The following is a 14,013-nucleotide window of genomic DNA, read 5'->3' on the forward strand; positions in this document are numbered from 1 at the left end:
AATGTTACAAAAGAGGTTCTGTTATGAAAAACAAAAAAATCATTTCCCTGGCAGCCCTAGCTCTTACAGCTAGTCTTTTCCTAGGAGCTTGTGGCGGAAATAAAGAAGAAAAAACTTCAGAAGCAAGCAGTTCAAAGACCAGTCAAGTCAAACAAACCAGCTCTTCTTCTAAGAAAAAAGTGATCACTAGTAAAGATCCGATTGCTTCTTCATCCTCTGATAGCAAAACAGAAGAAAGTCATACCGTTGGTAGCAAAAATACCCAAGCTGCAGCTAGTCAAACACCTGCTCCAGCTAAAGAAGCGACACCAGGAGCACCCGTAACAAAAGAAGTAGTCACTCCAGCAACACCAGCGAAAGCAAAATTGCCAAGTCTAGAAGACGGTCATGCCCATGCTAAGAAGCAAGCTTCTGCTACTGAGAATGCTCAATACAAGGGAGTCTATTCTGTGGCAGCAGGAGATTTCTCCGCAGCAGCTGGGAATTGGTCTGACAAACGTGACACTGGGGTCACTATTGGCCAAGGTGGTCAAGTAACCATCCAACTCCCTGGGGGTCAACCCGTAGCCTATGGCATCAGTGCTTATAACTATACCTTGGATGATGGTCATTACCATGCTAATCTCTCAGCAGGCGATGGGTCTGCAGCGACTCTAGATATCGTAGTTGGAAAAGATGGCTCAGTATCTAGTGTGACGGTTCTTAAAGACGGTGTCAGCCACTCCCTCACTCGTGAATAAAAGTCGAAAGATTTGAAAGGATAAGTTTCTCTTTTCAGATCTTTTTTTTTAATTTGAAGAAAAATATAATTTTTTATAAAAAACTATTGACAGATGGAAAATATAGTTTATAATAAAAACATAAAGAAAACCTATTTATAAAAAAATATAAAAAGGAGTTTGTATGAAAAAAGAAAGAATTGCCCTGGTATTTGGGACTTTTGCCCCCTTACATCAGGGGCACATTGACTTGATCCAGAGAGCGAAACGCCAGTGTGATCGTGTCTGCGTGATTGTGTCAGGCTACCGAGATGACCGTGGAGGCAAAGTTGGTCTTTCATTGCAGAAACGCTTTCGGTACATCCGTGAAGCTTTCTCCGACGATGAATTGACCAGCGTCTACAAATTAGATGAAACTGAGCTCCCTCGCTATCCTCTTGGCTGGGAACCTTGGCTGGAGACAGCACTTGCGACCATCCAGTTTCAGAGGGAAACTCAGGAATTGATCTTCTACGTGGGAGAGCAAGCCTACAAGGAAGAGCTGGAGTCACGAGGTTTTGAAGCGCGCTTAGAGGAGCGTCGGTTTGGAATCTCTGCGACCATGATTCGCGAAAATCCTAGTAAGTACTGGAAATACATTGCCCAACCTTTCCGCCGTCAATTCACGAAAAAGGTCTTGATTATGGGGAGTGCCAGCAACGGGAAGACGACGCTTGCCAAAGACTTGGCCCGCTTCTATGATGCACCTGTTAGTCTGGAGTATGCGCGTGAATACCAAATCAAGAACAATGTTCGGGATGATGAGCTGACGCCAAAAGATTATTATTATCTTCTTTTAGGCCAATATGCTCAAACCTCTACTCTCATTGATAGTAGTGCCAATCGAGGCCTTGTCATTGCAGATACCAATTCCCTGGTCACAAAAGGCTACTATGACTACTATATGGAAGTCGAAGGGCAGGATGCCAACTTAAGAGATACCTTTGACAATCTCTTTATCAGTATCTTGTCCAAGGAAAAATGGGACCTGATCCTCTTTGTACAACCGATCGGCTCTTATGTCAACGATGGCTTTCGAGATATGACCATGGCTGATGAAGAGATTCGAACCAGCTTTTCCAACTACCTGGACCAATTGCGCCAGCAATACCTAGGAAACATTCCGACCACTTTCCTCGCATCAGACTACCTCGGTAACTACGAAGAAGCCAAAAACGTTATCGATGCTATCTACCAAGCCGACTAAGGAGCAGCTTATGAAAAACCTATCTGAAAAATTTGCAACTTTTAGCCAAGACTTCAAAAATGTTCACCGAGAAGCGAAAAAGCAAGGCTTTGTCAATATTATGAAACTCCTATGGAAGGACCTTTTTGTAGGACGTACAGCCTTTCAATGGATCTATCTCCTGCTTCTTTCCAGCGTTCCCTTCTTCTTAGAATGGACCAATCGTGCAGGACAGCATGATTGGCTGGGACTGTTTGCCTCTTGGACAGGCATTGTCTGTGTTATCCTGGTTGCCGAAGGACGTGCTAGCAACTACCTCTTTGGAGCAGTGAATTCAGCGATCTACCTCGTTTTAGCCCTCAATAAAAACTTCTACGGGGAAGTTCTGACAACTCTTTATTTCTTCATCATGCAACCGATCGGTCTCTATGTCTGGCTCTCCAATCGGATCAACGATCAAGGTAAGGTTGAAGAATCTCACTTTGAAGCCAAGAAATTGAACTTAATCGAGTGGATGCGCTACTTGGCCTTGTGTGCTGTGATTTGGATCGGTATGGGCTTCGCGTATCAGAGCATCCATAGCGCTCGCCCTTTCCGTGATAGCATTACTGATGCGACCAATGGGGTCGGTCAGCTCCTCATGACCCGCCTTTACCGGGAGCAATGGATCTTCTGGATTGCGACCAACGTCTTTAGTATCTATCTCTGGTGGGATCAGAGTGTTCACATTCAAGGGATGTACTGGGTCTACACGCTCAATAGTTTAGTGGGCTGGTACCAATGGACCAAAGCCCTCAAGAAGGAGGTGGCTTAGATGGCAACTCTCTCGATTCCAGCAGGAATGACAGAGAAAGAGTATTTTGAGACGGTCGCTAGTGAAGCAGACTTTCTCAAGTGGTACAAGGAACAAGACTTACCGACTTATGAAACCCCAAGTGTCACAGCGGACATGGTAGCCTACTGTTTTGTCGAAGGCCAGCTCAAGCTCTTAGCCATTCGCCGCAAGGCCCACCCTTATCAACACCGCCTCGCCTTGGTTGGGGGCTTTGTGAACAAGGAGGAAGATGCGACCCATGCCTGCATCCGAGAAGTCAAAGAAGAAGTCGGGCTCGATCTTCCAGTTAATAAGGTGGAGCAGCTCATGACAGTCTCCACCCCTGGGCGTGATCCCAGAGGCTGGGTCATTACCATTGCTCATCTGGTCTATCTGCCAGCAGAAGCAGTAAACATGGTCCAAGCAGGAGACGATGCCAAGGAAGTTGTTTTTCTGGATGTTGATTTCAAAAAAGCCCAGTGCTTGCTGGAAGGGAATCCACTAGCTGCTTCTGATTTTGCCTTTGACCACTATCAAATCATTCAAGAATCCATCAAGCGGATTCAGGGGCGTTTGGACTGGAACCCAACCTTCCTCTATCTGTTAGAGGAGCCTTTCACAGTTTATGAAGCAACGGAATTGGTCAATCTAATCAATCCAGGGCGCCCCATCGTTAGCAATAACTTTCTCGTAAAATTCGGAGAATTTGTGGAAGAAGTGGGTGTCAAACGGGTGCCTAAGAAAAAACCACGCAAGACCTATCGCTTAAAGCCATAAATCGAGCGAGGTTCATTCCGGAAATCTCTCCAGTTACTATTAGTAGCTGGAGGGATTTTTTGTTTTATCAAAAAATATTTAAAAAAATGTCAAAAATAGTTGACATTTTGTGTTCGAAATACTATACTATAGTCAAATATATGCGACATTAATTTAATAGGAGGAAACATGAACCGTGTGAAAGAATTTCGTAAGGAACTGGGCATGTCCCAGCTTGAGCTCGCCAAGGATATCGGTGTCTCTAGGCAAACTATCAACATGATTGAGAACGACAAGTACAATCCTACCCTGGAACTTTGTCTCAATCTCGCTCGAAGCCTCCAAACTGACCTCAACAGTCTCTTTTGGGAGGACGATTTTTAAAAAGGAGAAGAAAAATGAAAAAAGAACCCCTCAATGAAAAACTGATCAAACGCATCTATGGCATTTCAGGCCCCCTTGATGAACACAAACGGCGCGAAGCTGAGCACATCGGAAATAAAATCTTTATGATTCTCTTTTACCTCATGACTTTAGGCAATCTTATTCCCTTTGTCCTTGCTTTTAGATATCCCCAAGTAGTCTCTTTTGGATATCCAATCATTATCTTTCTAATTTCCATGGTTTGTGCTATCTATGTCACTAGTCAAACTAAAAAAACAGGTATTACTGCTATCGATCCTGATATGTTGAGCCAGAAGGAAAAGAAACAGTTACGTAATCCTGGTCTTAAAGCTGGTCTAGTCTATGGAATAGCTATGTTCTTTGGAATGCCACTCCTCAATATCCTAATGGATGATAGCAAAAGCTATCTTACCGCTCTTTTGAATACAAGAAGTATTTTGTCAACCATCGTTGCAACCTTCTTTTTCGGATTAACAGTCCAAATTGTCGTCACTCTTCGCATTCAAAAAGCTAGAGAAGATCAAGACGACGATTAGGAGGAAACTTATGAAATCACTATTAACTTTAATTCTCAGCCATATTTTGGTCAGTATCTTTATGACAGTTTTCCTAGTTTATGGCCAAATTACGCGTCCTTTTCTGATCATCTTCCTCTTAGCCCTTCCTGTCTTGAACAAAGGACAAAGATTTCAGAAAATCAAATCCCAAAAAATACGCCTCTTAAACGCATCTCTCTGCTTTATTCTCGTATCTCTCCCACAACTGATAACGAATTCTATGGATTGGAGATATCTCCTATTTCTAACCATCTGTATTATTTTTAGTCTCATTTATATCTATACTCTCTATCAACTCTTTAAAGAAGGCAAACAATGTTTTTAAGAGGTCACTACCATGAAAAAAGAAAACAGGACAACTGAATTATTTTGAACTTTCTTTCAGGAACCACGAAGGTTATTAATATGATTCTTCATAGCACTATACAGTGATAGGAAAATTCTAATTATCTAGAATTATAGTCTTGACGTAAACCACTTGTTTGATGAGTGGTTATGATTCATTTTCTATACGCAGCCTTGGTGCAAAGTGGTATAATAAAAATAATTGAAATCAAAAGGGATAAGACTATGGAAGAAAAAATTATCTTACCACAAAATACGCGACTGATGGGAGCTCTACTTGGTTTTATCGGTGGAGGTCTAGATGTCTTTTGCCATATGCACTACCGAAGTTTGGTTGCAACACAAACAGGGAATCTTTTGCTTCTCATTGCCGATTGGCATGATCCCAATATGACCAATACCATCATGCGTTTTTCGTCTATCTTCTTTTTCTCGATCGGCTTTCTTGTGGCCTTGCATATCAAGGAATATCGCAAAACAGCCTTTTGGCGAACCAAGATGCTCATCCCCTTATTTGTTGTCACTTTATTGATTCCTCTAGTATCTTGGATGCCACCTTTTGAGGTTCCCTTTATTGCCTTTGGGACAGGCATGATGATGCTGACCTTTACCGGTACCCTGATTGAAAATCACCCCTATGTGATTTTCATGACATCAGGAAATTACCGCAAGATGCTGACGGCCTTGTACCGTATGGCTCGAGGGGAAGGAGATCTGGTAGAATACCGTCGCCAGGCCATGAATTACGGGATTGTCGTTGGAAGTTTTGTCGCGGGAGCTATTAGCGTAGCCATCCTCATGCATTTCATTCACCAATGGTCTATCTGGCTGATCACAGCCAACCTCTTTTTGATCATGTCCTACTATACAGGAAGAGTCAAACAACTCGGCTTACAGACAGATAATCTATAATAGGACCTCACATGAGGTCCTATATAGATTGTAGACAAATTGTTTTTAATATTAAGCAATCTAGGTGATGCAAAAAATTAAACTGATATATACTATTAGGATTGTTCAAATATACACTGAAACTTTCCGCCGTGAGAAAAGTGTCTGAAACACAATTGTTTCAGACACTCGGGAGTTTTGAGACCTTAGGCTCAAAACTAAGTCATGGAACTTCTTCGAAGTTCGCTGACATCCGTACTCACCTAAGGAAAGTTTTTAAGATGACTTTGTCATAATTCTAAACAGGACCTCATGTGAGGTCCTGCTTTTATTATTTCTAAGCGTTTAATTGTAAGAGTTTTTCAATCTCTGCTAGAGTGCTAGCTTGCGAGATGGCTCCGCGTAGTTTAGCAGCGCCAGATGTTCCACGGAGGTAGTGAGGGGCGAGGCCACGGAATTCACGGACGGCAACCTTTTCTCCCTTGAGATCAATCAAGCGTTTCAAGTGTTCGTAGGCAATCTTCATCTTGTCTTCGAAGGTCAAATCAGGCAGGATTTCTCCCGTTTCAAAGTAATGATTGATTTGGTTGAAGAGATAAGGATTCCCCATAGCAGCGCGACCGATCATGACCGCATCGGCACCGACTTCTTCGATCCGTTGCTTGGCGTCTTGAACCGTACGGATATCTCCATTTGCGATGAAAGGAATCTTGGTTAGAGCTTGGGCAACCTTGTGAAGGGTCTCAAGGTCTGCATGACCTGTATACATTTGCTCCCGAGTTCGTCCGTGCATAGCAAGGGCAGAGACACCCGCAGCTTCGGCAGCGAGGGCGTTCTCCACTGCTAGAGAAGGATCTGACCAACCTGTCCGCATTTTGACAGTGAGAGGGATATCAAGGACGGATTGAACTTTATTAATAATAGAGTAGATCTTATCTGGATCCTTTAGCCACATAGCACCTGCTTCGTTTTTCACGATTTTATTCACTGGGCAGCCCATGTTGATATCGACAATATCGGTTTTGGTATGTTCTTGGATGAATTCTGCTGCGCGTGCGAGACTGTCTTCATCGCTTCCGAAAAGTTGGATTGATACAGGATTTTCTCCTTCATCGATGTGAAGCATATGCAGGGTCTTTTCGTTGTTGTACTGGATGCCCTTGTCAGAGACCATTTCCATGACAACGAGCCCTGCTCCCAGTTCTTTGGCAATGGTCCGGAAGGCTGAATTGGTCACTCCGGCCATTGGGGCTAGGACAGTACGGTTAGGGATTTCGACATCCCCGATCATAAATGGCGTATTAAGATTTGTCACGAATGAGTTCCTCCAAGTCATTTTCGTCAAAGTGGTAGTGGGTTTGGCAAAATTGGCAGGTAATCTCTGCGCCGTGATCTTCGTCTTTCATCTCTTCTAGATCAGAGGTCGGAAGGCTTGATAGAGCATTCAAGAAACGTTCACGGCTACAGTCGCACTGGAAGCGCAGTTCTTCTTCTGACAGGCGTTTGTATGGTTCATCACCATAGATTGCCTTGAGAAGGGCTTCAATATGGTCTTCCGATTCCAGAAGTGTTGAGATGGCAGGCATTTCCTGGATCCGTTTTTCAAAGCGGGCGATTTCTTCTTCCTTGGCATTTGGCAAGACCTGAAGCAAGAAACCACCAGCCACCTTGACCTTGTCTTGGTCATCCAACAGAACATTAAGTCCAACTGCTGAAGGGGTTTGTTGGCTTTCCGTCAGATAAAAGGCTAGGTCTTCACCGATTTCACCGGTGACAAGAGGTGTCATAGAGTTATAAGGATTTCCAGTGCCATAGTCAGTGATGACTAGAAATTCACCGTTTCCGACAAATGGCCCAACTAAGACTTCACCGGTCGCAGTCTTCTTGATATCCACTCCAGGATTTTGCACATAGCCTTTGACATTTCCAGAGGTATCCGCAACGGTAATGATGGCTCCAAGTGAGCTTGTTCCAAGGACCTTGACCGTAATTTTGGTATCTCCTTTTTCATTTGCTGCCAAAATTTGACTAGCGATGAGAGTACGGCCGAGTGCGACCGTGGAACTTGCTTGCGTTTGATGTTTTTCTTGGGCAGTTCGTACTGTTTCCGTACTATCAAGTACATAGGCACGAAAAGCACCACTTTCTGAGATAGTTTTAATAATTTTGTCCATACCTACTATTTTAGCACAAATCAAGCAAAGTGGGGACAAGGAGAATTCTGAAAATCAGGAAGGTTGAAAGAGGCAGAGAAAATCTAGGAGATGCGAGTGAATCTTGAAAAAATGCTAAAAATTGCTTATAATAAAGTGTAAGACAAACTTGCAGGTGAGACTCCTGCCCTGAGTTTGAAGAAAGGCCTAGATAGCTTCTATCTAGGAAATATGAAATAGATTATGACATCAGTTGTAGTAGTAGGAACCCAATGGGGAGATGAAGGAAAAGGAAAGATTACAGATTTCCTTTCTGCGAACGCCGAAGTCATCGCGCGCTACCAAGGTGGGGATAATGCGGGACATACCATCGTAATTGATGGCAAAAAATTCAAGCTTCACTTGATTCCTTCAGGAATCTTCTTCCCTGAAAAAATCTCTGTCATTGGAAATGGGGTTGTGATCAATCCTAAGTCATTGGTCAAAGAATTGGCCTACCTTCATGAAGAAGGGGTGACCACAGATAGTTTGCGCATTTCAGACCGTGCCCATGTCATCCTTCCTTACCATATCGAATTGGACCGTCTCCAAGAAGAAGCCAAAGGGGATAACAAGATTGGAACGACGATTAAAGGGATTGGCCCAGCCTACATGGATAAAGCAGCTCGTGTGGGAATCCGGATTGCGGATCTGTTGGACCGCGACGTCTTTGCAGAACGCCTGCGCATCAACTTGGAAGAAAAGAACCGTCTGTTCACCAAACTCTACAATGCTCCAGCTCTTTCCTTTGATGATATCTTCGAAGAATACTATGAATATGGTCAACAAATCAAGCAATATGTAACCGATACTTCTGTCATCTTGAACGATGCTTTGGATAACGGCAAGCGCGTGCTCTTTGAAGGAGCCCAAGGGGTTATGTTGGATATTGACCAAGGAACCTATCCGTTTGTAACCTCTTCTAACCCAGTTGCAGGTGGGGTAACTATCGGATCAGGTGTGGGGCCAAGCAAGATCGACAAGGTTGTCGGTGTATGTAAAGCCTATACCAGCCGTGTTGGTGATGGCCCATTCCCTACGGAACTCTTCGATGAAGTGGGTGATCGGATCCGTGAAGTCGGCCATGAGTATGGGACAACAACCGGTCGTCCTCGTCGTGTTGGTTGGTTTGACTCAGTTGTCATGCGCCATAGCCGTCGCGTGTCAGGAATTACCAACCTTAGCTTGAACTCGATCGACGTTCTGTCCGGCTTGGATACAGTGAAAATCTGTGTAGCCTACGACTTGGATGGGGAACGCATCGACCACTACCCAGCAAGCTTGGAGCAACTCAAACGTTGCAAACCAATCTATGAAGAATTACCAGGCTGGTCAGAAGACATCACAGGTGTCCGCCACTTGGATGAGCTTCCAGAAAATGCTCGCAACTATGTTCGCCGTGTCGGTGAATTAGTTGGTGTGCGCATTTCAACCTTCTCAGTCGGACCAGATCGTGACCAAACCAATATCCTTGAAAGTGTGTGGTCTAGTTTATAAGCAAATGAAGATAAGAGAGTGGGACAGAAATCGGTCATTCGTTAGAATTCGATTTCATCGTCCCACCTCCGCACAGTTGAGTAGGGCTGTAAAAGCTGATGAAATCAGCGTAGTAGAGCCCACTCAACCACTGCGTCTTGCTCGACAATCCAAAGACAATTGAGAGGCTAGGACTTTTGTCCCAGCCTCTTTTTGAAAGCAGAAAGAGGAAAAAATGTATCAAACGATTTTATTTGACCTAGACGGCACCTTGACCAATTCAGAACTAGGGATTACCAACTCGGTGGCCTATGCCTTAGGAAAATATGGGATTCAAGTGCCAGACAAGAAAGCATTGAGAGTATTCATCGGTCCGCCCTTGCAGGAGTCTTTTGAGCGCTTTTATGGATTTTCTAAGGAAGAATATTTAAAGGCCATTGACTACTATCATGAGTATTTTTCCGAAAAAGGCCTTTATGAAAATGAGGTCTATCTAGGCGTTCCTGACTTGCTGGCTTCTCTCAAGCAGGCTGGCAAACAGTTGATTGTAGCTACGTCAAAGCCTGAAGAATTTTCCATTCAAATTCTCAAACACTTTGGTTTGTATGATTATTTTGACTTTGTCGCTGGTGCGACCATGGATAGAAAACGTAGTAAAAAAAGCGATGTTATCCAGTATGCCTTGGAGCAAAATGGGATTACAGATTTGGCGCATACCATCATGATTGGAGACAGGGAGCACGATGTGCTTGGCGCTCAAGCGCAAAAGCTTGATTCTATCGGTGTCCTTTATGGCTTTGGAAGCAGGGAAGAATTGGAAGAAGCCGGCGCCACCTATATTGCTCAAGAAGTTGGCGAAATTGCAGCTTTTATAGGATAACCTTTTCCAAAATATTAAAAGTTGGAACTTTTCTAATCTGCTGAATATTGCTTGATTTAATATTTCTATCGGTGTATGCTTACTGTAGGTTAAGTCACACAGATTAAGAGGTGATAATATGAATTTGTCACGATATATATTAAAATATAGTACTGATGATGGTACGTTGTATTTTAATACTAAAACCAATCATTCATTTTTTCTTACGAATGAATTGAATAGAGTAGTCGACAGCAATGATGTGATTAGGAAAGAGTTTCATGCTTATCTTGATAAAAATAAATATTTAAGTGAGGGTGAGTATGAGGTCGAAAAGTATCTATCTAAAATAAGCGATACAGATGCTGAATTATTGGAACTAACAATTTTGACACATGGAGATTGTAATTTTCGGTGTAAGTATTGTTATGAAAAATTTGAAAATATTGCTATGTCAACAGAGACAGAAGATGCCATTGTCCAATTTTTGAAAGAAAAACTTCAGTCCGGGAAGTATAAGTATTTGTCAGTAGGCTGGTTTGGAGGAGAACCACTGTTGGGATATAAAACTATCAAGCGGTTGTCTCCTGTTTTTATAGATTTATGTGAGAAATATCAGATTCATTATCAAAGTGCAATCACTACGAATGGTTATTTATTGACTAAGAATAAGTTTCGATATTTGAATGAAAAATTTAAAGTGACTAGTTACCAGATAACTTTGGATGGAGATGAAGAAAGTCATAATAATCAGAGAGTATTGCAAAACGGTGGGTTGTCGTATAATCGTATATTCGATAATTTGAAAGCAATGCAAGAAAGTAAATTTGATTTTATTTGTGTGATTCGCTTTAATGTAAGTAAAGATAACTATCAAAATGTTAAAGAGTTTTTAACACATGATGGTATCTATTTCAAAGATGATTCCAGATTTAAGATTTCTTATCATAATATTGGAAATTGGGGCAAAGGAGATAGAGATATAAATTACTGCGTTACTTTACTGGATAAAGATGCAAGTTTTGAATTATCTAAGTTAGCTGTAACTTCAGGATATCATATCTCTTCCCCAGAAGTTGTAGTGAATAATAATTATACCTGTTTGATGGATGATAATTATGAGAAATATTTATAAGTACATTGATAAGAAGTATCTTTTTCCTATTTTTTTAGGGCGTATTGTGAATAGTGGTTTGGTGTTGGCGCAACCTCTGATTTTAACGAAGGCCTTGAAGTTAGATCAAGACGGCCTTTCTTATGGAAAAATTCTCAATTTTGTTTTATTTGGTTTGTCTGTCTATCTTGTTATTTATAGTCTGATGCTGTTTTCAAACTATTCGCACAATATATTCCGAAGAGAAATCAACAAAAGTGTCCGTGCCCTTTTATTTAAGAAAGTCATATTGAATCCTAAATTTTCCAATGATGAAAAAGTTAGTCTGCTAACTCAAGATATGGAATATGTGGGCGATAATTATTTGGAAAATATAAATGTTATGGTGAGTTGGGGATTTGTCGCCCTTGTTACAGCCATTTATATTGTTTCACAAAATTTTCTCTTAGGACTTATTTTTGTCATTTTTACGATTATGAGACCTATTCCTCAGTTCATCATGAATCGTCGTTTACAAGATTCGGGAGACAGCTGGTCCAAGCTTAGAACGAAATTACATGGGCTTGTCTCGGATAGTATGCAAGGCAGCCAAACCTTACGGATTAATCAGGCCATGAGGCTGAATGAAGAGCGCGTGAATGATTTAAACGGAGAATATCAAAAAGCCATCCAAAGATTTTGTTTCACACATAATATTATTTTTTTCTTTAATGGATTTATGGTCTTTTTTAGTCAGGTTGTTCCTCTTGCTTTAGGCTTTTATTTGAGTTTACAGGGAAATTCTATTTCTATTACAAGCCTCATCTCTATGTATGTTGCTGCGGGGATGCTGGTAGAACCGATCCAAACTCTGATGTACAGTGCAGCCAATCTCCAAGGTGCCTTGCCGACTGCGAACCGCCTGTTTAAGATTATCGAGGAAGAACCTGATTTCGAAGAGACAAAGGATCAATTTGTTGAAAATCTCGAATCGTTGCGCTTAAATCATATTTCAAAAAGTTTTGCTGAACGTCAGCTTTTTTCTGATTTGACGGCGACGATTTCAGTAGGTCAGAAGGTCTTAATCAAAGGACCGAGCGGGTCTGGAAAGACGACTCTTTTTCGCTTGATTTTAGGAGAAGAAGTATGTGATGAGGGTGACATTTTCGTTCAGTATGATGGAAATCAAATAACGAGTCATTTCCAAGGGAATATCGGTTTAATTAGCCAGCATCCCTTCCTGTTTGACGATACTATCCGCTATAATCTAACTTTTGGTCAGCCTTTTCAGGACCATGAATTATTGGAGGTATTGGACCGAGTTGGCTTAATAGATGAATTTCAGGATATTTTGAATGTAGAAATTCATAATAATGGTGAAAACATTTCAGGAGGTCAGCGTGTCAGATTAGAGTTGGCTCGTTTTCTCTTACGCGAGAAGGATATTTTATTAGCGGACGAAGTGACATCAGCTTTGGACGAAAAAAATAGTCGTCTGGTTAGAGACCTAATCTTTTCTTTGCCGATCACGGTACTAGAAATAGCCCATCATATTGATGAAGAAGAGCGCTATGACCAAATCCTTGAGTTACGTAAAGGATGAGCGATGCCACAATAGTTGGTTCTGCGACAAAGCGGATAGTAGTAAGCCAGCAATTTGTCAGATATTTTTGAGATTCTAAGTGGTGATATTTCCAAAATCATCAATACTCAGAGAACTTAAGCTTTATTTAAGATAGGCCAGCTATACTAGAAGCATAAACAAAGACCTCCTAACTTTGTTTAAACCTCCTAAACTTTTTCATAATAATCTCCCATAAGAGTCGCCCAATCGGCGGCTTTTTTTGTGAGTCGTAAGCTGCCTATGGTATAATGAACAAAGAAACTAAAAGGAAGAAGGAAGAGATGGACTACACGATAGAGGAAAAAGCGATGTTTATGAGGGAAGCCCTGAAGGAGGCGGAGATTGCCCTCGCCAATGATGAAATACCGATTGGCTGTGTCTTGGTCAAGGATGGTCAGATTATCGGGCGTGGACATAATGCGCGTGAGGAGCTGCAGCGGGCGGTCATGCATGCGGAAATCATGGCGATCGAGGAGGCCAATCAGCGTGAAAATAGCTGGCGCCTGCTGGATACGACGCTTTTTGTCACGATTGAGCCCTGTGTCATGTGCAGTGGTGCCATTGGTCTAGCTCGGATTCCCCAGGTGATTTACGGGGCGACCAATCAGAAGTTCGGTGGAGCAGGTAGTCTCTACGACATTTTGGCAGATGAACGCCTCAATCACCGAGTCGAAGTAGAAACAGGAATCTTGGAAGCAGAATGTGCAGCCATCATGCAGACCTTCTTCCGCCAAGGTCGAGAACGAAAAAAACAAGCCAAACTCGCAGCCAAGGCCGAAACACAAGAATAAAAACCGGACCTTTGCAAATCGAACAAATTATGATATAATACCTATCGGAGCAACAGTTCTGCGTGAAGCGGGTCAGGGGAGGAATCCAGCAGCCCTAAGCGAAGTGAACTGTGTGCTCTTTTTCTATAGCTCTTAGTGAGGTAAGCCTGTAAGGCGCAACCGAGCTTAGAGATATTGATCCTGAGTAGCGAAGCGACGTGAGGGCTATAGCGTAACATGAAATTAGCCTATAAGGCGCAACCGAGCTTAGAGATATTGATCCTGAG

Annotated in this window: 15 protein-coding genes and 1 other RNA gene; 14 read left to right on the forward strand and 2 right to left on the reverse strand. The window is 42.3% G+C overall.

Translation table 11 applies throughout. The annotated features are described in order from the left end of the window. Positions 1–23: 23 nt before the first annotated feature. The 8 genes from JX304_RS10065 to JX304_RS10095 all read left to right on the forward strand — a co-directional run bounded on the left by JX304_RS10065 (position 24) and on the right by JX304_RS10095 (position 5,733). A complete protein-coding gene (locus JX304_RS10065; protein ID WP_205012445.1) occupies positions 24–740 on the forward strand; it encodes a hypothetical protein in 717 nt (238 codons plus the stop codon). A gap of 163 nt (positions 741–903) precedes the next feature. After that, positions 904–1,965, forward strand: a complete 1,062-nt coding sequence (locus JX304_RS10070) for an AAA family ATPase (RefSeq protein WP_205012446.1) — start codon at positions 904–906, stop codon at positions 1,963–1,965. 10 nt (positions 1,966–1,975) lie between these two features. Continuing rightward, positions 1,976–2,758: a nicotinamide riboside transporter PnuC gene (pnuC, locus tag JX304_RS10075; protein WP_205012447.1), complete on the forward strand. Its 783-nt coding sequence runs from the start codon at positions 1,976–1,978 to the stop codon at positions 2,756–2,758. Beyond that, a complete protein-coding gene (locus tag JX304_RS10080; RefSeq protein ID WP_205012448.1) occupies positions 2,759–3,535 on the forward strand; it encodes an NUDIX domain-containing protein in 777 nt (258 codons plus the stop codon). Between the two features lie 168 nt (positions 3,536–3,703). Next, the gene (locus JX304_RS10085; RefSeq protein WP_001082478.1) at positions 3,704–3,898 is read left to right on the forward strand and encodes a helix-turn-helix transcriptional regulator; all 195 of its coding nucleotides are present in this window, start codon (positions 3,704–3,706) and stop codon (positions 3,896–3,898) included. A gap of 14 nt (positions 3,899–3,912) precedes the next feature. Next, entirely contained in the window at positions 3,913–4,455 is a 543-nt protein-coding gene (locus tag JX304_RS10090) for a DUF3278 domain-containing protein (protein ID WP_205012449.1), read from the forward strand. Between the two features lie 10 nt (positions 4,456–4,465). After that, on the forward strand, positions 4,466–4,801 hold the full coding sequence (locus JX304_RS10855) for a hypothetical protein (protein WP_239649433.1): 336 nt from the start codon (positions 4,466–4,468) through the stop codon (positions 4,799–4,801). 245 nt (positions 4,802–5,046) lie between these two features. After that, on the forward strand, positions 5,047–5,733 hold the full coding sequence (locus JX304_RS10095; protein WP_205012456.1) for a YoaK family protein: 687 nt from the start codon (positions 5,047–5,049) through the stop codon (positions 5,731–5,733). Positions 5,734–6,049: 316 nt separating this feature from the next. Here JX304_RS10095 and dusB read toward each other — a convergent pair whose 3' ends face one another. Continuing rightward, positions 6,050–7,027 carry a tRNA dihydrouridine synthase DusB gene (gene dusB / locus JX304_RS10100; RefSeq protein ID WP_205012450.1) on the reverse strand — a complete coding sequence of 326 codons (978 nt, stop codon included), beginning with the start codon at positions 7,025–7,027 and terminating at the stop codon, positions 6,050–6,052. Further along, positions 7,014–7,886 (reverse strand): Hsp33 family molecular chaperone HslO, encoded by an 873-nt coding sequence (hslO, locus tag JX304_RS10105; RefSeq protein ID WP_205012451.1) that lies wholly within the window; start codon positions 7,884–7,886, stop codon positions 7,014–7,016. The genes dusB and hslO overlap by 14 nt, the downstream gene beginning before the upstream one ends. 222 nt (positions 7,887–8,108) lie before the next feature. Between hslO and JX304_RS10110 the strand changes: the two genes are divergently transcribed. The 6 genes from JX304_RS10110 to ffs all read left to right on the forward strand — a co-directional run bounded on the left by JX304_RS10110 (position 8,109) and on the right by ffs (position 13,881). Further along, positions 8,109–9,401 carry an adenylosuccinate synthase gene (locus JX304_RS10110; RefSeq protein WP_205012452.1) on the forward strand — a complete coding sequence of 431 codons (1,293 nt, stop codon included), beginning with the start codon at positions 8,109–8,111 and terminating at the stop codon, positions 9,399–9,401. Between the two features lie 214 nt (positions 9,402–9,615). Continuing rightward, positions 9,616–10,260 carry an HAD family hydrolase gene (locus JX304_RS10115; RefSeq protein ID WP_118227768.1) on the forward strand — a complete coding sequence of 215 codons (645 nt, stop codon included), beginning with the start codon at positions 9,616–9,618 and terminating at the stop codon, positions 10,258–10,260. Positions 10,261–10,378: 118 nt separating this feature from the next. Continuing rightward, positions 10,379–11,374 carry a radical SAM protein gene (locus JX304_RS10120; protein ID WP_239649434.1) on the forward strand — a complete coding sequence of 332 codons (996 nt, stop codon included), beginning with the start codon at positions 10,379–10,381 and terminating at the stop codon, positions 11,372–11,374. Next, positions 11,358–12,935, forward strand: coding sequence for an ATP-binding cassette domain-containing protein (locus tag JX304_RS10125; protein WP_205012453.1), 1,578 nt, complete (start codon positions 11,358–11,360; stop codon positions 12,933–12,935). Before JX304_RS10120 ends, JX304_RS10125 begins: the two co-directional genes overlap by 17 nt. Before the next feature lie 302 nt (positions 12,936–13,237). Next, complete coding sequence (gene tadA / locus JX304_RS10130; protein ID WP_003016809.1) at positions 13,238–13,747, forward strand: tRNA adenosine(34) deaminase TadA; 510 nt, start codon at positions 13,238–13,240, stop codon at positions 13,745–13,747. A 39-nt stretch (positions 13,748–13,786) separates the two neighbouring features. Further along, an RNA gene (gene ffs / locus JX304_RS10135) (signal recognition particle sRNA small type) lies at positions 13,787–13,881 on the forward strand. Positions 13,882–14,013 lie beyond the last annotated feature (132 nt).

The sequence above is a fragment of the Streptococcus parasanguinis genome, assembly GCF_901875555.1.
Classification (GTDB): domain Bacteria; phylum Bacillota; class Bacilli; order Lactobacillales; family Streptococcaceae; genus Streptococcus; species Streptococcus parasanguinis_H.

Bases quoted from the DNA above. Each gene is read 5' to 3' on its own strand.
- JX304_RS10065 (WP_205012445.1), top strand. From the start codon at position 24: ATGAAAAACAAAAAAATCATTTCCCTGGCAGCCCTAGCTCTTACAGCT.
- JX304_RS10070 (WP_205012446.1), top strand. From the start codon at position 904: ATGAAAAAAGAAAGAATTGCCCTGGTATTTGGGACTTTTGCCCCCTTA.
- pnuC (WP_205012447.1), top strand. From the start codon at position 1,976: ATGAAAAACCTATCTGAAAAATTTGCAACTTTTAGCCAAGACTTCAAA.
- JX304_RS10080 (WP_205012448.1), top strand. From the start codon at position 2,759: ATGGCAACTCTCTCGATTCCAGCAGGAATGACAGAGAAAGAGTATTTT.
- JX304_RS10085 (WP_001082478.1), top strand. From the start codon at position 3,704: ATGAACCGTGTGAAAGAATTTCGTAAGGAACTGGGCATGTCCCAGCTT.
- JX304_RS10090 (WP_205012449.1), top strand. From the start codon at position 3,913: ATGAAAAAAGAACCCCTCAATGAAAAACTGATCAAACGCATCTATGGC.
- JX304_RS10855 (WP_239649433.1), top strand. From the start codon at position 4,466: ATGAAATCACTATTAACTTTAATTCTCAGCCATATTTTGGTCAGTATC.
- JX304_RS10095 (WP_205012456.1), top strand. From the start codon at position 5,047: ATGGAAGAAAAAATTATCTTACCACAAAATACGCGACTGATGGGAGCT.
- hslO (WP_205012451.1), bottom strand. From the start codon at position 7,886: ATGGACAAAATTATTAAAACTATCTCAGAAAGTGGTGCTTTTCGTGCC.
- JX304_RS10110 (WP_205012452.1), top strand. From the start codon at position 8,109: ATGACATCAGTTGTAGTAGTAGGAACCCAATGGGGAGATGAAGGAAAA.
- JX304_RS10115 (WP_118227768.1), top strand. From the start codon at position 9,616: ATGTATCAAACGATTTTATTTGACCTAGACGGCACCTTGACCAATTCA.
- JX304_RS10120 (WP_239649434.1), top strand. From the start codon at position 10,379: ATGAATTTGTCACGATATATATTAAAATATAGTACTGATGATGGTACG.
- JX304_RS10125 (WP_205012453.1), top strand. From the start codon at position 11,358: ATGAGAAATATTTATAAGTACATTGATAAGAAGTATCTTTTTCCTATT.
- tadA (WP_003016809.1), top strand. From the start codon at position 13,238: ATGGACTACACGATAGAGGAAAAAGCGATGTTTATGAGGGAAGCCCTG.